The sequence below is a fragment of the Bartonella queenslandensis AUST/NH15 genome (assembly GCF_000312585.1).
GTDB lineage: Bacteria > Pseudomonadota > Alphaproteobacteria > Rhizobiales > Rhizobiaceae > Bartonella > Bartonella queenslandensis_A.
This window is the reverse complement of the sequence record NZ_HE997987.1, coordinates 55,990-75,561: the sequence shown is the minus strand read 5'-3', so window position 1 is coordinate 75,561 and position 19,572 is coordinate 55,990. Positions and strand designations below refer to the sequence as shown.

General features: G+C 40.6%; 14 protein-coding genes. 2 read left to right on the top strand and 12 right to left on the bottom strand.

Annotated features, from left to right (window positions below; genetic code table 11):
• On the top strand, positions 1–1,019 hold a 1,019-nt coding region (locus BN338_RS13765; protein ID WP_425277459.1), incomplete at its 5' end, for an aminopeptidase P family N-terminal domain-containing protein.
• The gene (locus tag BN338_RS13760) at positions 980–1,825 is read left to right on the top strand and encodes a M24B family metallopeptidase (protein ID WP_425277458.1); all 846 of its coding nucleotides are present in this window, start codon (positions 980–982) and stop codon (positions 1,823–1,825) included. The genes BN338_RS13765 and BN338_RS13760, both read left to right, overlap by 40 nt.
• Before the next feature lie 1,732 nt (positions 1,826–3,557).
• On the opposite strand, the gene ligA is transcribed toward BN338_RS13760, so the two are convergent.
• The 12 genes from ligA to BN338_RS03075 all read right to left on the bottom strand — a co-directional run bounded on the left by ligA (position 3,558) and on the right by BN338_RS03075 (position 19,486).
• Entirely contained in the window at positions 3,558–5,717 is a 2,160-nt protein-coding gene (gene ligA / locus BN338_RS03130; RefSeq protein WP_039758978.1) for an NAD-dependent DNA ligase LigA, read from the bottom strand.
• 113 nt (positions 5,718–5,830) lie between these two features.
• Positions 5,831–7,492 (bottom strand): DNA repair protein RecN, encoded by a 1,662-nt coding sequence (gene recN, locus BN338_RS03125; RefSeq protein ID WP_039758975.1) that lies wholly within the window; start codon positions 7,490–7,492, stop codon positions 5,831–5,833.
• Between the two features lie 6 nt (positions 7,493–7,498).
• The gene (locus BN338_RS03120) at positions 7,499–8,392 is read right to left on the bottom strand and encodes an outer membrane protein assembly factor BamD (protein ID WP_039758974.1); all 894 of its coding nucleotides are present in this window, start codon (positions 8,390–8,392) and stop codon (positions 7,499–7,501) included.
• Between the two features lie 160 nt (positions 8,393–8,552).
• Entirely contained in the window at positions 8,553–9,437 is an 885-nt protein-coding gene (gene lpxC / locus BN338_RS03115; protein ID WP_039758973.1) for a UDP-3-O-acyl-N-acetylglucosamine deacetylase, read from the bottom strand.
• A gap of 208 nt (positions 9,438–9,645) precedes the next feature.
• Positions 9,646–11,418, bottom strand: coding sequence for a cell division protein FtsZ (gene ftsZ / locus BN338_RS03110; RefSeq protein ID WP_039758972.1), 1,773 nt, complete (start codon positions 11,416–11,418; stop codon positions 9,646–9,648).
• A gap of 63 nt (positions 11,419–11,481) precedes the next feature.
• Complete coding sequence (gene ftsA, locus BN338_RS03105; RefSeq protein WP_039758970.1) at positions 11,482–12,780, bottom strand: cell division protein FtsA; 1,299 nt, start codon at positions 12,778–12,780, stop codon at positions 11,482–11,484.
• Positions 12,780–13,691 (bottom strand): cell division protein FtsQ/DivIB, encoded by a 912-nt coding sequence (locus BN338_RS03100; protein WP_039758967.1) that lies wholly within the window; start codon positions 13,689–13,691, stop codon positions 12,780–12,782. Before BN338_RS03100 ends, ftsA begins: the two co-directional genes overlap by 1 nt.
• Complete coding sequence (locus BN338_RS03095) at positions 13,679–14,599, bottom strand: D-alanine--D-alanine ligase (protein WP_039758964.1); 921 nt, start codon at positions 14,597–14,599, stop codon at positions 13,679–13,681. Before BN338_RS03095 ends, BN338_RS03100 begins: the two co-directional genes overlap by 13 nt.
• A gap of 240 nt (positions 14,600–14,839) precedes the next feature.
• Positions 14,840–15,817: a UDP-N-acetylmuramate dehydrogenase gene (gene murB / locus BN338_RS03090; RefSeq protein WP_039758962.1), complete on the bottom strand. Its 978-nt coding sequence runs from the start codon at positions 15,815–15,817 to the stop codon at positions 14,840–14,842.
• Complete coding sequence (gene murC, locus BN338_RS03085) at positions 15,795–17,222, bottom strand: UDP-N-acetylmuramate--L-alanine ligase (protein ID WP_039758959.1); 1,428 nt, start codon at positions 17,220–17,222, stop codon at positions 15,795–15,797. The genes murB and murC overlap by 23 nt, the downstream gene beginning before the upstream one ends.
• Complete coding sequence (gene murG / locus BN338_RS03080) at positions 17,206–18,342, bottom strand: undecaprenyldiphospho-muramoylpentapeptide beta-N-acetylglucosaminyltransferase (protein WP_039758956.1); 1,137 nt, start codon at positions 18,340–18,342, stop codon at positions 17,206–17,208. The genes murC and murG overlap by 17 nt, the downstream gene beginning before the upstream one ends.
• Complete coding sequence (locus BN338_RS03075; protein WP_039758955.1) at positions 18,335–19,486, bottom strand: FtsW/RodA/SpoVE family cell cycle protein; 1,152 nt, start codon at positions 19,484–19,486, stop codon at positions 18,335–18,337. The genes murG and BN338_RS03075 overlap by 8 nt, the downstream gene beginning before the upstream one ends.
• Positions 19,487–19,572: the final 86 nt, after the last annotated feature.

Sequence of the window (19,572 nt, the reverse complement as noted above, 5' to 3'; positions counted from 1 at the left end):
TGTATCAATCTTTTGAAGCAATAACAAACCCTACCTATGCCCTCGGGCGTATTTCCTCTCTTCGTAAAGAACTTGATCGCCTTGGACTCGATGGTTTTCTTGTTCCACGGTGTGATGAACATCAAGGAGAATATGTTCCCCCTCATGCTCAACGTCTTAGCTGGCTTACGGGTTTTACTGGATCAGCAGGGATCGCTCTTATTTTAAAAAATAAAGCTATTATCTTTACAGATGGACGCTATAAACTCCAAGTTCGCCAACAAACTGATCCTCATATTTTCGATTATGAAGATCTAATAACCTGTCCTCCTTCACAATGGCTTGAAACAAACGGAAAACAATTTTCTATTGGCTTTGATCCATGGCTTTACACAATCGCCGCTACAGATATATTGAGAAAATCCTTAGAAATAAAAGCAGGTGGAAAGCTTGTAGCAGTTCAATACAATCCCATTGATCTAATCTGGCACGATCAACCACCATCACCACAATCTGCCTTATCGATTCATTCTCTCCAATATGCAGGATGGGATAGCGATAAAAAGCTATCTTTAATTCGCAAAAACATACAACAAGCCCGTGCAGATGCTTTTATTTTTACAGATCCCTCCTCTATTGCATGGATATTCAATATACGTGGCAATGATATTTCCAACACACCTTTTTCTCTTTGTTTTGCCCTAATATCCATAGAAGAAACACCAGCCTTGTTCATTGATAGTAAAAAGCTTGGTGAAGAACAAAAACGATATCTGGAACGTTATGCAAAATTATATGAACCAGAGCAATTTATTGCAAAGATCAAAGAATATATTCAAAAAGGCATAATTTTTGCCTTAGATCCACAATTAACATGCGAAAAGTTACGCACTGTACTTGAAGAGGATGGACAATCTTTCGTCACACTTACCGACCCTGCTGCCCTGCCACGCGCGATTAAGAATGACACAGAACTCAATGGCGCACGCAAAGCACATCTGTGCGATGGTATCGCTCTTACCCGTTTTTTTCTTGGTTAGATAAACAAATACTAGGGACAATAAGTGAAATTTCTGCTGCTCAGAAATTAGAAGAATTTCGCATAAATACAGCAAAAGACATGGGAAAAAAACTTGAAGACCTCTCTTTCGATACGATCTCAGCAGCAGGGGAAAATGGTGCCATTGTCCATTATCGTGTAACAACGCAAACAAATAAACAACTCAAAGCTGGTGAACTTTACCTTGTTGATTCAGGTGGACAATACCGTGATGGCACAACAGATATCACACGTACGGTAGCAATTGGGAATATTGGAGAAGAAGAAAAACGCTGTTTTACTTTAGTTCTTAAAGGCATGATTGCCCTTTCAACCGCATGTTTTCCAAAAGGTACACGCGGACAAGATATCGATGTTCTAGCACGCATTGCCTTGTGGAAAGCTGGTTTTGATTATGCCCATGGCACGGGTCATGGGGTTGGATCTTATCTTTCTGTTCATGAAGGACCACAAAATATTTCCCGCAAAGGATGCCAAGAACTCATCCCCGGTATGATTCTTTCAAATGAACCAGGATATTATCGTGAAGGCGCTTTTGGTATCCGTCTTGAAAATTTGATGATTGTAAAGCCAGCACAAAAAATTGACGGTGGCGATATCGAAATGTTCTCGTTCGAAACACTCACACATTGCCCCATTGATCGACGGTTAATCCTTCCAGAACTTTTGACACAAGAAGAACGACAATGGCTTAATGATTACCATGCGCATGTTTATCAAGTTAATGCACCTTACTTGAACGAAGAAGAAAAAAAGTGGATACAAGAAGCAACAATGCCCCTTTAAATAAAGCAACGTATAACTTTTACTCTTTTTACAAAAGACAGTACCTTCTCTTTTTTAGAGAAAAAAATGTATTTGCGTCAGAAAATAAAAAAAATATTTTTACAAGATGCTTCAAATTTTTGCTGATATAGCAAACGCGAACCTAGATAAAAAGAGGTAGAACATGCTTACACATGGTCATGCTTATCTTGACGACTATAATTGGCTTATTATGGTATTTTTATTCTCAATTTTTACCTTTTTAGTTTAGGCTCAAAATTTCTGCATATTGCCTTGCAATAATAATCTATATCTTTTTTAAATTTTTGAACCATTTCCAATAACAGTTCCTCCTTAATAACACGTATTAATATAATTAAGTATAATCAACTATGAAAGAAGAATTAAATTATCAAAATTTAAAGGAAGCAGGATGATAATTACATCATGTTAAAAGGCTTTACTTTATTTGCAATATTAAACAGTCTAATGTTATTTTCTGAGTGTATTTCCTAAAAAACAATTGCGCAACAATATAAATAGTTTTCATTTATCGCTATATAAAACCAGCTATGGGAATAGCTTTTATGCAAAATATATTTTTTATCTAAAAAGATTGATAAAAATGACATAGGATTAGAGAACCTGCAAAAATGCAAGAACATATATCACCACTTCTACCACTGTTTATCATGAAGGTCCGCATTTGGAAACGCTATTTATAATTTTAATACTGTTCCCTTATCTGCCATTTTTAGCAATTAAATAGTTATCACAATGCGTATTGTCTTATTTTGTTCCTTAATACTCTTAATTCGAATATTATTGGGAATTTTGTATTGAAAGAAATTTCTGGATTTAAGTCAGTTCCTATTTCTGCATTTTCCAAAAGTTGAATAATGCCTCCAGAAGAATACGATAAATTTTATGAAAAGTATGTGAAAGAACAACATCGCTATAGCCTATACAATCAACGTTTAGAAATTGCAAAAGCATATGTGAAATCTAATGAGTATGGTGTATATCATGTCCTAAATAATGATATGATCGTACCAGTTCCTGAAAATATAGGCCTTATCCATGCAAAATTTATGTGGTGTGCGTGCCTTGTAGACTTATTGCAGAATAGCCTATAATGAAATTTTTCCAGCGCTATCTGTGTCTACCTACGTACATAAGCTATATTTTCAATATAATTGGAAAGAAAGCAATCCAATTTGGGCAAAAAATTTGGTTATAAACTCGACTGATCCAATGCTGATATATGCACGAATGGCAATTTAATTCTGATATACTTTCACGCCTAATGTCATCGCTCATAAATGAGATTTCCCGTGCTGAGAAATTTGAAAGAGATGAAGGAAGTCAGAAAAAAACTATAGTGCTAGGTGCATTGTAGAATATCCAAAGTTTTGTAATAAAATTGGTCATGTGTACCATATAATGATTGCCTAACAAATATAGATAAAATCATGATCATATCCGAAACACTATCGTTATTTGTTATATATAATGATCAAACGTCTTTTATGAGCTAAACACACCAATAATAAACGGCTCAACGGTCATATCTCTTATTTTCTTTATAGGAAAATTTTCGTTATATCACCATCATGAAGAACAATGTTTTACAACACTAAAAATAATGATAAGATTCCTTAAAGACTAGATATTAACTTTTAATATCAGGAAATTACACGCGATAAAGCACGACAAATACTCGTGAATTATTGTTCTTTAAAGGGATTTATCCTTAAACATTATGCCCCTCAATCAACCGCATCCAAGCTTCTTCATCGATAACCTCAACACCTAATTCTTCTGCTTTAGTCAATTTTGATCCCGCTCCAGGTCCTGCAACAAGAATATCTGTTTTTTTAGAAAGTGAACCCGACGCTTTGGCCCCTAATCGCTCTGCCAATGCTTTTGCTTCATCACGAGACATATGTGCTAAAGTTCCTGTAAAAACAATAATCTTTTCCGCTATTGGTGAAGAAGCCATCATGATAGGTTCTTCATCAAGAGGTGTTACTTCTTCAAGCAAAGCAGACAAAACTTCACGGTTATGCGCTTCTTGATAAAAATCAACAATTGCGCTTCCCACCTGTGGTCCAATTCCTTCAATATTGGTAAGTTCCATCCAAGCTTCATTGCCTTCTTTATTTTCCTGCTCACATGGCATAAGTGCTTCCATAGCCGCCGTTTCAAAAGCTGTATAATTTTGATAAGCACGTGCAAGGCGTCGTGCATTCACCTCCCCAATATGACGAATCCCCAATGCAAACAAAAAGCGGCTTAAAGGAATTTCACGGCGTGCATTAATGGCATCATACAATTTCCGAACTGAAACAGTACCAAAACCTTCCATGTTTTCCAAACGTATCAAAGACTTTTCTTGGCGCCGTTCTAAAGTAAAAATATCGGCTGGTGTATGAATACAAAGTGCTTTATCTCGAGCATGGAAAAAAAACTCTACCTGTTTTTTACCCAAGCCCTCGATATCAAAGGCATTGCGTGCAACAAAATGACGAATCCGTTCAATTGCCTGAGCTGGACAAATAAGCCCCCCCGTACAGCGCCGCACTGCTTCTCCATCTTCACGAACAGCATGACTCCCACACGCGGGACACAGATGAGGAAAAACAAAAGCAGAAGCATCTTTTGGACGCTTTTCAACAATAATATCAACAACTTGAGGAATCACATCACCCGCACGTTGTACAATCACGGTATCGCCTATACGGATATCACGCCCTTCACGAATGGGCTCTCCCTTATGACCAATTCCCTTAATATAATCCTCATTATGCAAACTGGCATTAGTCACCACCACCCCACCAACAGTAATAGGTGTAAGGCGTGCAACAGGGGTTAAAGCTCCCGTACGACCGACCTGAATGTCAATATCTTCCAAAATCGCCATCGCTTTTTCTGCTGGAAATTTATGCGCTATTGCCCAACGCGGCGAACGAGAAACAAACCCCAAACGCTTTTGGAGCATCAAATCATTAACTTTATAAACAATACCATCAATATCATAGCTTAAAGAATAACGACGTTCTTCTATATCACGATAATAGCAAATAATATCTTCTACTGTTTTAAAGACTTTTATTAACGGATTGATAACAAAGCCATACTCTTTTAGCTTTGTCATCATCTCTATTTGACTTTCTGCAAATATTTCACTCACTTCACCACAAGCATAAGCAAAAAATTGAAGCTTTCTGCTGGCGGTTATCCGTGAATCAAGCTGACGGAGTGAACCAGCCGCTGCATTTCGAGGATTGGCAAAGGTTAACTTTCCCTTCTCTTGTTGGCTTATATTAAGAGTTTGAAAATCTTCCCTCCCCATATAAACTTCGCCGCGAACCTCGATTACCTCAGGAAAATCACCTTGCAAAACTTGCGGAATATCAGCAATTGTTCGAGAATTTGCCGTCACATTTTCACCAACTGTCCCATCCCCACGCGTTGCCGCACGCACAAGCAGTCCCTTTTCGTAGCGTAAAGACAAAGATAAACCATCAATTTTTGGCTCCGCTGTTATTTCCAACACTTGTGTTTCTGGAAGCCGTAAAAAACGACGAATACGCTCAACAAATTCACGAACATCTTCAGAGCTAAACGCATTATCAAGCGAAAGCATCGGTTGTGCATGAACAGATTTTTCAAATTTTTCGGAAATTGGTGCCCCAACTTTATGTGAAGGAGAATCGACACGAATAAGCTCTGGAAAGAGAGCTTCAATATCTGCGTTACGGCGGCGCAAAGCATCATATTCTGCATCAGAAATTTCAGGCTGATCGTCACGATTATAAAGCACATCATGGCGTGCAATCTCTTTTGCCAACCATTCTAATTCACGTTCTGCTTCAACAGCAGTGAGGTTTTTAATTCCGTCCTTGTTCATAAAATCTATTCCAAATGATGGGTTACTGCCATAAAAATCTCCAAGCTTTCTCATAAAGTGAATTGCAATAAATACAAGCTTTCCAGTATTTTTATCGCTTAATTACTTAATCTTTATGCCAAAAGCTTTTGAGCCGCTGCACGCGCTTCTTCAGTAATTTGTTCTCCTGCCAACATACGGGCAATTTCTTCTGCACGCTCCTGCTCTTCCATTTTATGGATAGCCGTAACAAAGCATCCTTTATCATGACTCTCAATTTTTGAAATAAGAAAATGGCTATGCGCTTTTGACGCGACTTGGGGTGCATGTGTAATAGAAAAAACCTGAATCTTTTCCGACAAACGTTGCAATCGTTGTCCAATAGCCGCGGCAACAGCGCCCCCAGCTCCTGTATCAATTTCATCAAAAATCAGTGTGGGAGCAGAGCCACGATCAGACAAGACAACTTTTAATGCCAACAAAAAACGGGACAATTCACCACCAGAAGCCACATTAAACATAGGACCAGCACGTGTTCCAGGATTTGTTCGAACCCAATATTCAATACGATCACATCCCTCTGCACTTCGCCTTTCAACATCAGTCTGCATTTCAACAATAAATTCTGCCTTTTCTAACTTCAATGCTGGCAACTCAGCCATAACACTTTCAGACAAATGCTTTGCTGTTTCACGACGCTTTATTGTTAGGTCTTGTGCCAATGTATCATAATTTTTCTTTGCCTGCTCTGCCTCATCTTCAAAACGCGTTAACGTGTTCTGAGCCTCTTCAAAATCAGTAAGTTCAGCATCCATTTTATCGCGTAACTGAACCAATTCATCGGCAGAAACCTGATATTTACGAGCAAAACCGCGAAGAGCAAAAAGACGTTCTTCTATCCGTTCCAATTCATCAGGTTCAAAATCCAATGCCCGCATTGCCTCCTCAATGCCTTCTTGTGCTGTTGCAAGTGCACACAATGCCTCATCAATAGATTTCACCACTGGTTCAATGAGCTCTTGCGCCTCAGGAATTTTCCGCTCCAAACGTCTTACCAAATTAGAAAACACCGGAATTGGCGATTTTTGACCACTTAAAAGATCATCCGCTTCTTTAATATCCATCGCTATTTTTTCTAATTTAAGCATATCAGCTCGGCGCAGAGAAAGAGCATCCTCTTCACCAACTTGAACATCAAGCTTTTCAAGTTCTTGCACACATGCCCGAAGATAACCCATCTCACGCGCTGCATTTTCTACTTTAAGACGCTGTTGTTGCAAACGCTCTTCACATTCACGCCATACCCGATAACACTGGCGCAAATTTTCGACTTCATCTTCAAGTCCGCCAAAAGCATCTAATAATTGGCGATGTGCAGCAACATCCACAAGCGCACGATCATCATGCTGTCCATGAATTTCAACCAGAAGACGGCCAACACTCCGCATTAAGGAAACACTAACCACCTGATCATTGATAAAGACACGACTGCGCCCATCACTTGATTGCACACGCCGTAAAATGATATCGCCTTCCTCATCAAGACCATTCTCACGAATAAGCTGACGCGCAGGATGTGACACAGGGACATCAAAAACAGCCGTAACCTGCCCGCGGTCAGTACCATGACGCACAAGGGAAGCATCCCCTCGTCCTCCAAGAGCAAGCGACAAAGCATCAAGGAGAATAGATTTTCCCGCCCCTGTTTCTCCAGTTAAAACCGTCAATCCCGCCGTAAAATGAATATCGAGCGTTTCGATCAAAACAATATTATGAATCGAAAGCTGTACCAGCATAGAGAATCAACGTGCCCTCTTCTTATCGCCACCTAGAGCATTTGAGATCCAAGAAGATTTATGGTCATGTGGCGATATTTTATTCTTCTGCAAGAGATTATAAGAAAATTTATACCACTCACTTTTGGGATAATTACGTCCTAAAATAGCTGCTGCCGTCTGTGCTTCCGCCGTTAAACCAAGAGCAAGATTAACTTCCGTTAAACGGAAAAGCGCTTCTTCAATTTGATTTGTATCGGAATATTCCTCAACGACAGTGCGAAACCGTCTACTTGCAGCAAGATAGCGCCGTCCCTCTTCATAATAACGGCCAATCTGCATTTCTTTACCAGCTAGCTGTTCGCGCCCGAAACGTATTTTATCATTAGCATCCTTGACATATTCAGAATTCGGATAACGCTCTATAAGGAGCTGCATCGCAGCAATAGCCCGTTTCGTATCACGTTGATCACGCGTAACATCAGGAATCCGACGGAAAGAAGAAAGACCGATAATATAGTACGCATAAGCCGAGTCAGTAGACCCTGGATAAAGAGTAATATAGCGTTGAGCCATACTAATTGAATCATCATACTTTCCAAGTCGATAATTTGTAAAAGCCCCCATGACTAAAGATTTACGGCCCCAGTCTGTATAAGGATACTGTTTTTCAATTTTCAAAAACTTTTTCGCTGCATCCCCAAGCCGCCCACTCTCAAGGCTAGCAAGCCCCTGGTTATATAAAACATCTGGTGGATCTATTTTCAAAACATAAGCAGATGGATCAAGGGTATTTTTCTCTTTAAAGAGGCATCCCGCTAACATACAGGTGCTTCCTAAAAGTACCACCCCCAATATCTTGCGTACAATGTTCGATTTTCTATATGTTATATTTCCAATGCACACATAAGATTTTTTCATAGTTTTCCCAGCCTCCAGAGAATATCACCTTGTAGAAAAAACAATTCATCAAAGCTTTTATATCATATCACTTTAAAATCCACATAACCAATTTAGCAGTTTAGGTCAATCATCCCCTTAAAAATCAAATAAACGATAAAAAAGACTTGTCAATTTTCTTTTATTCTCTCTCTAAAAAGCTTTTTTCATAATATGATTCGTCAGCCAAAACAGCTCTCACCAATTGTGCATTAATTCTATGTCCACCACAATAAGAACGAAATAGTCCAATAAAAGGGCCCCCGAGCAAAGCCGTATCACCAATCGCATCAAGCATCTTGTGCCGAACACACTCATTTTCCCAATAAGGACCATCGGGATTTAAAACTTTGTCATTAAGACCGATAACAAGAGAATTTTCCAAAGAAGCGCCTCTCGCCTTTCCAGAAAGTCGTAATTTTTCCACGTCTGCTATAAAACCAAAAGTGCGCGCACGTGACAAATCATCTCGAAATCCTCGTGTGGTAAGATCAAAACTGAAATGTTGCTTACCAATAGCAGAAGAAGGAAAAGAGATCGTTATATCAAAACGACGCCCATTAAATGGCAAAAGCTCTGCAAAACCATGAGCTCCTTCAACCCGCAAAGGCTTTTTTATAATGAAATAGGAACGCAATGCACTCTGCTGGACAATGCCAGCATCTTCAAAAGCTTGGCAATATTGCCATGCAGAACCATCTAAAATAGGGATCTCATTATGCGACACTTCAATAATAAGATTGTCCAAATTATAAGCAGCAATAGCTGCCATCAAATGTTCAATTGTTTCAACCCTTAACTCTCCATCTCCAAGCACCGTTGATAGCTCAGTTTCTCCCGTTTGCGATACATGGGCTTGAAATATTTTCTCTGTTCCATCTAATCCACAACGTTTAAAAAGAACACCACACCCAACATCAGCTGGATAAACCTTTATTACTGACAAACAGCCACTGTGAACGCCAATCCCCTTAAATATTACTGCTCTTTTAAGAGTAAACTGATATTTTGGTAGCAAGCTCATCATATTATTTTATTACATTTCTTTTAGCTCTTTTGATAAAATTTATAAAACTATTAAAAAAATATTCATAGTAAATAATAAAGAACCCGCTTATAACTAAGCGGGTTAAAAAAGTAAAGTATTCTATCTAAAAAAGTATATTTTACTGTATAATTTTTAATTCATCATCAAAGATCATCATAATATTTCTTACTGCCTCATTTTTTATCAATTAATTTACCTGACGACGTAAGAATGCTGGTATTTCTAACTGATCTTCTTCACTGATAAAAGTACGCTGATCTTGTGGCACCTGAGGATGTAACTCACCAGAACGGCGTGGAACATAAACAGAAGCATCTTGAGAAAGTGCCTGAGAAATTTTATTGTAAACGTGAGACTCTTGCTGCTGTGACGATCTCACAGCAGGTTCCAGCCTTGCTTCTGGCTCTATTTCCTCACGATGTGTCAAACTCTGTTTTAAACGCTGCCAAAGATTACGAGGACTTTGATCAGTCACAGATGTTCTTTGACTTTGTCTATGAGCGACAGGAGGAAAATCCTTTAACTCAGGCATACGCATTGGAGCACGCGCTTGCATCTGTTGCATTTGTTTTGGTTGCATTGGCTTTTCTTTTTGCTTCACAACCCCTGTCATGTCATCAAGAACATGCGCTGTTGCCTCCATACTCACGGGAGCCATCATAGCTTGTTGAGAACCTCGGCTTACTTGCATACGCGGTGCATTTGATACCTGGTCCTGCACAGCATTTAAACCATAAGCAACAGTTTTTGTCGCAGTTCGTGTTATCATTGCTTCTGCAGGCTGTGCAAAAATTTGACTTTTGGGACGAAACTGTTCTCCTGCTGGCTTCTCCTTTTCTATTTCAAGTGATTCGATAACTTCTACCATTGATTCAGAACGCAAGGGTGATGACTGAACATGAAAAGAACTGTGTGGCGTTCCAGAATCGTTCTTGCGTATTGAAGAGGTTGGTCTTTGAAACTGAGGCTGAGAGGGCTGAACCACATCACTAACCTCACGATCAATACCGGTAGCAACCACGGATACACGAATAACACCTTCCAATGACTCATCATCAATGGCTCCAAAGATCACATTCGCATCAGCATCTACTTCTTCACGAATACGATTAGCAGCTTCATCCACCTCAAAGAGAGTCATATCACGCCCCCCCGTAATAGAAATCAATAAACCACGTGCTCCACGCATAGATGTATCATCCAACAATGGATTCGCAATAGCAGCTTCAGCCGCCGCCAAAGCACGCCCCTCACCAGATGCTTCACCTGTTCCCATCATGGCTCGGCCCATTTCGTGCATAACAGAACGAACATCAGCAAAATCAAGGTTAATCAAGCCCTCTTTAATCATCAAGTCTGTAATGGAAGCAACACCAGAATAAAGCACTTGGTCAGCCATAGCAAAAGCATCAGCAAATGTTGTTTTATCATTTGCAATACGGAAAAGATTTTGATTGGGAATAACAATCAATGTATCGACAGACTTTTGTAATTCTTCAATACCAGCCTCTGCCGTTTTCATACGACGCGCCCCTTCAAACTGAAAAGGCTTTGTCACAACACCAACGGTCAAAATACCTTTTTCACGTGCTGCGCGTGCAACAACGGGAGCAGCCCCCGTTCCAGTTCCTCCCCCCATACCAGCAGTAATAAAAACCATATGAGAGTCTGCAAGATGATCGATAATTTCATCAATACATTCCTCCGCCGCTGCTTGTCCAACTTCTGGTAAAGCCCCAGCACCCAAACCTTCTGTCACAGCTGCACCAAGCTGGATAACACGTTCAGCCTTTGACATAGCCAAAGCCTGTGCATCCGTATTTGCAACAACAAAGTCAACTCCCTGAAGACCAGCATTAATCATGTTATTCACGGCATTCCCGCCACCACCTCCAACACCAAAAACGGTAATGCGTGGCTTCAATTCCGCGATATCTGGCCGATGCAGATTAATCGTCATTTTCTTTTCCTTCTCATAAGACACCGCAAGCCAAAGCGATGAAATTTATCCAACTAGACTTAACTAAAAACTCTCACGCAACCACTGACCAACACGCTGAAAATACCCACGCGTGCTCATCGATAAATGATTTCCTGCCATCTGCATTGTTTTTTCTCCAAAACCCACCAATTGTGGATAAATTAACAACCCAACAGCAGATGTAAACGCCGCCCCTTTTGCAAGAGAAGGAAGCCTCGAAATACCCAAAGGCCGCCCAATACGAACATTTCTTCCTAATATAGTACGTGCCATTTCTGGCAATCCTGTTAACTGGCTTGCTCCCCCAGTCAAAATAACACGTTTACCAATGATGTGACCAAAACCAGACCGATTTAGACAATCACGGACCATTTCTAAAATTTCTTCAATACGTGCGCGAATGATGCGCCCAAGAACCGCGCGAGGATATTGCGTTGCACGCTGTTCACTCCCAATCTCCGTCACATTAATCATTTGCCGCTCATCAGCACTTGTTAAAAGCGCTGAACCATATAAAACTTTTAAACGTTCTGCCTCTGTAAGTGACATAGAGAATCCACGCGCGACATCAAGCGTCACATGATGCCCACCAACAGCAAGAGCATCCGCATGGACAAATTTTCCCTCAAAAAACACTGAACATGTTGTTGTTCCACCACCAAAATCGATACATGCTGCTCCCAAATGTGCCTCATCATTCATCAAGACAGCAAGACCACTTGCAAAGGGGGTTGCAACCATCGCTTCGACACTCAAATGCGCACGATTAATGCAAGTTTCTAAATTACGTAAAGCTGCAGTTTCCGCTGTTACCACATGCACATCCACACCAAACAATTCTCCAGCCATTCCAATTGGATCAGAAATTCCTTTATCCCCATCCAAGACATAAGAGACTGGAATTGAATGCATAACATGACGTTCAGCATCAAAAGCTTTGCGCGAAATATCTGAAAATGCCACACGCACGTCACGCTTAGTCACTTCACGCCCCTCCAAACGTACCATGCCATTAATAAGAGCACTTTGTAATCGGCTTGAAGAAAAGTTGACAATTACTGAATCCACCACCAAACCAGCCATTTTTTCTGCCGCATCAACAGCCAAGCGTATTGATTGTTCTGCTGCAAACATATCCATGACAACGCCAGATTTAATACCACGTGAACGCTGTACGCCAAAACCTAGAATTTCCATAGAATGTGTACGCCCATGTAAATAGTGCGCATGCTTTAAAGGACGCAAACAAGCAATAAGACAAACAATCTTACTTGAGCCGACATCAAGCACCGTTAAAAAACGTGTCTTACGTCCCCCCCCATGATGTAATCTGAGCAACATTATAGGTTTCCTGCCTTTCGCGCCTCTAAAATACGTTCTTCTTCTGCAACACCAGCATCATAACGCTCTAACGTTTTATCGGATAAAGAAACAGTAATTCGATCAGCAAGACGTAAATCAACACTAAGAATATCGCGCGATAAAAGATCTTGCATTGTACCAGACGAAACAAGAGAGGAAAGCCTTTCAAGGGCACCATTTTCAGGCAACATAACGCGCATTCCATTCTCCAAAACCAGATCCCAACGTCGATCACCCACCCGCACAAAAGCACGAACACGATCATACACTGGCCGATAGGTTGACAGCGCTTGAATAAACCCTTTAGCTGTATTTTGCGCACCCTGCCCAACCACAAGAGGTAAATCCCAAACATTTTTTCCTTTAAAGGGCACAATGACACGCCCCGTATTATCAACAATATCCATTGTGCTATCATGTTGCCAAATAGCAAAAGGTTCACGCTCCACGATAGCAATACGCATTCTATTGGGATAAATCTTCTGAACGTTCGCCGATTGAACCCAAGCCTGTTTTTCCAAGAGAGAACGCGCTCTTTCAACATCAAAAGTGAATATAGAGGGCGCAACATCAAGTTCTAAAATTTTCAAAATATCCTGCTTTGCTAAACGCTTATTACCACTGATATCGACATCAACGACCACAAAACCACTATCCGATATGATCGTGTTCACGATCACAGCCAACTGACCGCTTGATGAAAGTCCATAAAAAGCCGTAACAAAGAAAAACCATATGACAGCAAAAGAGCCAAAATGACGTGGAATATGAATATTGACAAAAACAAACTCAAACATAAACCGAAGAAAACGACGATAAAGACGTGGCAAAGCCGGCACTGAAAGCACCTCCATCGGAATATTTGTTTTATTAACATTCAACGCATACATGATGCGTCCTCCACCATCCATTGAATAATATCGCCGTAAGCACGACCGCTCGCTTTTGCAATATCAGGAAGAAGAGATGTCGGTGTCATACCGGGCTGTGTATTAATTTCAAGCCAAACCAATTCTCCTGTTTTCTCATTAAAACGAAAATCAGAACGACTAACACCTCGACACCCTATCGCCTGATGAGCTGCTAAAGACATTCTTTGCACACTTTGGTAAATATTTAGTGAAAGTTTTGCAGGACAAATGTGAAGAGAACCACCTGTTTTATATTTTGAGTCATAATCGTAAAATGGAAAGTGTTGATTGGGAAGAACTTCGCACACGTCCAACACTTCATTTCCTAAAACAGCACAAGTTAATTCACGACCAGGAATATACTTTTCAACCATCACCTCATCTGCATATCCCCACTCAGCTCCCCCAATATTATGCGGTGGTGCAACTTCATTTTCCTGGACAATAACAACACCAAAACTTGATCCTTCACACACAGGTTTAATGACATAAGGAGGCTCCATGGGATGCTTTTTCCCAATAGCAAAGCGGCTCATAATACGAGAAGGAGCAACGCAAACCCCAACACTTGCAACAATAATTTTCGCACGTCCCTTATCCATAGCCAAAGCGGACGCCATCACACCAGAATGGGTATAAGGAATTTTTAAATATTCAAGAATCCCCTGAATCCGACCATCTTCACCAAATGGACCATGCAATGCATTAAAGGCAATATCGGGCTGCAGCTGTTCAAGAACAGAAGCTATATGAGCATCAACGTCCACGCGGCTCACGCGATACCCCTGCGCCTCAAGAACATCAGCACAAGCTGCCCCTGAAGATAAACTTACAGACCGTTCAGAAGAAAAACCTCCCATTAACACAGCTATATGTTTATCTTTCATAATAAATCACCCTCTTTTGCATACTATATCTAGTCTATATAGAAGACATCAGCACCACATACACGAGAAAAGCAAAGTTTATTCTTGCGAATCAATAACCTAGCATTTTGCATAATGAACCAGACTCAAAAGCCTGATGCAAGAGATTCTTTGTTAATTTATTGATTCTTAATAGAATTTTTTTATTATCTCTTTGAAATGACTCAATTTTTTATTTACACTTTTTTAGTGAACAAAAAATCAATGAAATGGATCAAAAAAAGCGACACTTCGACCTTGCTCAAATTGACCGATACGCTCTATTTCCCATTGTAAAAGATGAGCTGAATGTGCAAAAACACGCGCACGCACTGTTTCTCCCAATGCTTCAAGATCATATCCTGTTGCTTGCCCTGTATTAATCATAAAATTACAGTGCATTTCACTCATTTGAGCGCCACCAATCTGTAAACCACGACACCCTGCTTCATCAATCACGCGCCACGCGGATATATTCTCAGGATTTTTAAAAGTTGACCCCCCTGTTTTTTCGCGAATAGGTTGCACTGTTTCTCTGTGGAGGGCAACTTCATCCATAGCAGCACGAATAGCATCTTTATTACCAAGTTCCCCCTCCAATAAAGCAGCGGTAAAAATAAAATCTTTAGGAATATCACAATGGCGATAGGAATAATGCATATCTTTCAAACTCAAGATATGACGTTGTCCTTTACGATCCAAAGCATAGACCTCAACAACACGCGCTGCGGTTTCAACACCATTCGCACCCGCATTCATTTTGAGAGCCCCTCCAAGACCACCAGGAATACCATGATAAAAATGAAACCCTGCAATTTCTGCCTTTAACGCGGCAGCAGCTAAATATTTATCCGCCGTACCAGCGCCAACTAAAAAGCCTTTTGGAGAAACTTGCTGTACTTGCCCAAAATTTTTGGGCGAAAGACGAATCACAACTCCAGGAACGCCCCCATCACGCACCAGAAGATTAGAACCGATACCTACAATTGTTACAGGAACACATTCAGGCAAATGTTGAAGAAAGAGAGCTAAATCTTCTTCATCAACAGGCTGATAAAAAAGTTCTGCCAACCCGCCAGTGCGAAACCATGTCACCTTACGCATCTCAACATTAGGGGTAAGCTTGCCTCTTACGCCTCCCAACAGCGGTTGTAATTGCGCCAATAGCGCCTCACCATCAATGTGCTGAAAATTTATCATGACCATCAAGTTCCGACAACTGATGAGGCAACGCACAAGCCCATTGTGTGATATTGCCAGCACCAAGAAAAACAACATAATCCTCTGCCTGAGCAAATTTTGAGACAAGAGACACAACATCTTCCAGACCGTGTATCAAGCGCACATCACGGTGACCAGCCATTTTAATATGCTCTACCAATTCTTGCGAACCAAACCCTACAATAGGCTCTTCACCAGCCGCATAAACGGGGGTAATCAACACTGTATCTGCGTCATTAAAACAAGCAGCAAAATCATCAAATAAATGATACAAACGCGAATAACGATGAGGTTGTGCAATGGCAATGACACGCCCTTTTGCACTCTCACGTGCTGCACGCAAAACAGCCTTTATTTCAACAGGATGATGTCCATAATCATCAAATATTTCAATACCACGCCAACTGCCTGTTTGTGTAAAACGCCGTTTTACGCCACCAAATTCCGCTAAGCCCTTCTTGATCAATTCATTTGAAATGCCAAGTTCATGCGCAATAGCTATCGCTGCTGTTGCATTAGCAACATTATGCTGTCCTGCCATGGGCAAAAGCAAATTTTTTAACTCAATCTTTCTTCCTGTCTTGCGTGAACGAACAAGAACATCAAAATACGTTTTTTGACCATCCCTCGAAAGATTAAGAAAACGAACGTCTGCTTGTGGATTTGCACCATAAGTAATCACCCAACGATCATCAATACGTCCCGCCAATGATTGAACTTCTGGATGATCAACGCACAAAACAGCAAAACCATAAAAAGGAACATTTTCCACAAACTGCCGAAAAGCCGCGCGGACAGCATCAAAACTCCCATAATGATCCAAATGCTCAGCATCAATATTGGTAACAACAGCAATATCAGCAGGAAGCTTTAAAAACGTACCATCACTTTCATCAGCTTCAACAATCATCCAATCGCCCTCTCCTGTACGAGAATTCGTACCATAAGCATTAATAATACCACCATTAATCACCACTGGATCAAAACGACCAGCATCAAGAAGCGCTGCAACCATTGATGTAGTCGTTGTTTTACCATGTGTGCCACCCACCGCAATTGCACGCCGAAAGCGCATCAGCTCTGCCAACATTTCTGCACGTCTGACAAGCGGCAAATGTCTTTCTTTTGCAGCAATATACTCAGGATTTGTTTTTTTAACGGCAGTAGAAAAAACAACAACCTCTGCATTTCCTAAATTTTCAGCACAATGACCAATATGAACGTTAATTCCTTTTCTCCGCAAACGTTCGACATTTGCACTCTCAACTTGATCGGACCCTTGAACTTTATAGCCGAGATTATAAAAAACCTCCGCAATTCCACTCATGCCAATCCCCCCAATTCCAATAAAATGGATAACGCCTATATCAAGTGGCATTTTCATCAAAAAGCTCCTCTTTTATATCTGACAACAATCGCCCCGCAATTAAAGCTTCAGCCATATCAGCAAGGCAACGGGTTGCATGAGGTTGCCCAACTTTTTTTGCAGCAAGCGCTTGTTTTTCCAATAAATGGGGTGCATAACAAGCTTGCGTTAAAAGAGAAAAAAGCCTTTGTGCATTTAAATCCTTTTCTAAGACAATTTGCCCACCACCCACACGTGCAAGAAGAGCTGCATTGGCTGCCTGATCATGATCCAAAGCATACGGATAAGGAATAAGCAAAGCAGGTCTACCAATCACTGCTATTTCACAAACCGATGAAGCCCCAGCACGCGACAAAATAAAATGGGCATGTGCCATCCGTTCAGCCATATCATCAAAAAAAGGAGCAACCTCAGCTTGTACGCCCCTATCACGATAGATTTTGATCAATTCTGCAGCCTCACCACGAACTTGCTGTACAATTCGTAAGCGTTTACGGTTCTGATCATCGAGCAAAGCAACCGCTTCTGGAACAATATGCGAAAAAAAAGAAGCACCTTGGCTACCCCCAAAAATCAAAAAATTAAATGGCTTTTCTCCCACTGAAGAATGATAAGGAATTTTAGCCGCCTTCAACACAGCCTCACGTACAGGATTTCCCGTTAAAAGTGTTTTATGAGCATAAGCACCATGGGGCGACAACAAACCACCAGCGATTGCACGCACAAAAATTGCCAATACCCGATTGGCTCGCCCTATAACAGCATTTTGCTCATGAATAAATGTTACACGCCGCATTAAGGCCGCAATAAAAAGAGGAGGAAAACTCGGATATCCCCCAAAACCACCAACAAGAACAGGACGTAATTTATAAAATAACCTCAACGATTGCCCCATGCCCTTGAGCAAAGACCAAATTGTTTTTATCAAAGCAAAAGGATGACGTCGTGTAAATGTTGCCGATGAAACGACATGTATATGCTCTTCATCAAAGCTCCGTGCAAAAGATCGTGCTCTTTCATCGGTTATCAAATGAACATCATATCCACGCTGCCTTAATTCAACAGCAAGTGCTTCAGCAGGAAAAAGATGTCCACCTGTACCACCCGCCGCCAAAACAATAACTTTTTTATCATTCATAAGGCGTATCCAAAACAGAAGAAGGAAAAGCTGAAAGACGTGCTTCTGGCCAACGACGTGTTAAACTAAGTAAAATTCCCATTGAAAACGCAATTGCCACCATTGATGAGCCACCATAAGAAATAAACGGCAATGTCATGCCTTTAGGAGGGATTAAGTGAAGATTAACAGCCATATTAATCGCTGATTGAAAACCAATCATCATGGCTATGCCTGTAATACCAAGACGTATAAAGGAATCACGTGTATTCATGGCTATATACAATGAACGCATAACGATAAAGGCAAAAAGCATCATAATGAACAAACAAAGAATAATACCATATTCTTCAGCAGCCACAGAAAATACAAAGTCTGTATGGCTATCAGGAATGATACGTTTTACTGTTCCCTCTCCGGGGCCTTTCCCAAACCAACCACCATTCAAAATAGCCTCACGCCCTACATCCACTTGAAAAGTATCTCCTTCCCCTGTCAAAAAACCATTGATACGATCGCGCACATGAGGCAGAAAAAGATAAGCGAAAACAATTCCTACAGCACCTAAAATGAGAAAGAAAAAAATAACCGTAAGAGGCACACCAGCAATAAAAAACAGCCCCCCCCATGTTGCACTTATTAAAATTGTTTGGCCAATATCAGGCTGTAAAATCAGAAGAACACAACAAATAGCATAAAGGAGAGTTGCTAATATGTAACCCGAAACTCCCCTCCTACGTATCTGTTCTGAAAAAAGCCAAGCAGACATCACCACAAAAGCTGGCTTCATAAACTCTGATGCTTGTACAGAAAAACCAAAGAGCAAAATCCACCGCCGCGCGCCCTTTAATTCAGGACCCCCAAATAAGGTTGCAACCATAAGAGCAAGCGTTACAATGAGTAAAAGAGCACATAAACGACGAATATTAGGAAGCGAAAAAAAAGAAATGGTAATCATCGTAAAAAATGCTGCAATGCTAAAAATGATATGCCACCGAACAAAATAAAAACTATCAGCAATTCCGATTTTTTTTGCAATAGTGGGGCTAGCAGCAAAAGACAGCATAATGCCAATCCCCATTAAAATTAAACAAGCTGCAAAAATAGAGCGATCAATCGTCCACCACCAATTTGCAATTGGGTCTCTATCTGCACGCGTAACCATTTATATCCACCTTATCTGTTTATAAATTGTCTCAAAGTGATAAGGTTCCCCAACCTGTTTAACAAACACTTTAAAAACGAAATTAC

Coding starts and splice junctions, on each gene's coding strand:
- BN338_RS03120 (WP_039758974.1), bottom strand. CDS start 8,392: ATGAAAAAATCTTATGTGTGCATTGGAAATATAACATATAGAAAATCG.
- BN338_RS03100 (WP_039758967.1), bottom strand. CDS start 13,691: ATGTATGCGTTGAATGTTAATAAAACAAATATTCCGATGGAGGTGCTT.
- murC (WP_039758959.1), bottom strand. CDS start 17,222: ATGAAAATGCCACTTGATATAGGCGTTATCCATTTTATTGGAATTGGG.
- lpxC (WP_039758973.1), bottom strand. CDS start 9,437: ATGATGAGCTTGCTACCAAAATATCAGTTTACTCTTAAAAGAGCAGTA.
- recN (WP_039758975.1), bottom strand. CDS start 7,492: ATGCTGGTACAGCTTTCGATTCATAATATTGTTTTGATCGAAACGCTC.
- ftsZ (WP_039758972.1), bottom strand. CDS start 11,418: ATGACGATTAATCTGCATCGGCCAGATATCGCGGAATTGAAGCCACGC.
- ligA (WP_039758978.1), bottom strand. CDS start 5,717: ATGAACAAGGACGGAATTAAAAACCTCACTGCTGTTGAAGCAGAACGT.
- BN338_RS03075 (WP_039758955.1), bottom strand. CDS start 19,486: ATGGTTACGCGTGCAGATAGAGACCCAATTGCAAATTGGTGGTGGACG.
- BN338_RS03095 (WP_039758964.1), bottom strand. CDS start 14,599: ATGAAAGATAAACATATAGCTGTGTTAATGGGAGGTTTTTCTTCTGAA.
- murB (WP_039758962.1), bottom strand. CDS start 15,817: ATGATAAATTTTCAGCACATTGATGGTGAGGCGCTATTGGCGCAATTA.
- ftsA (WP_039758970.1), bottom strand. CDS start 12,780: ATGTTGCTCAGATTACATCATGGGGGGGGACGTAAGACACGTTTTTTA.
- murG (WP_039758956.1), bottom strand. CDS start 18,342: ATGAATGATAAAAAAGTTATTGTTTTGGCGGCGGGTGGTACAGGTGGA.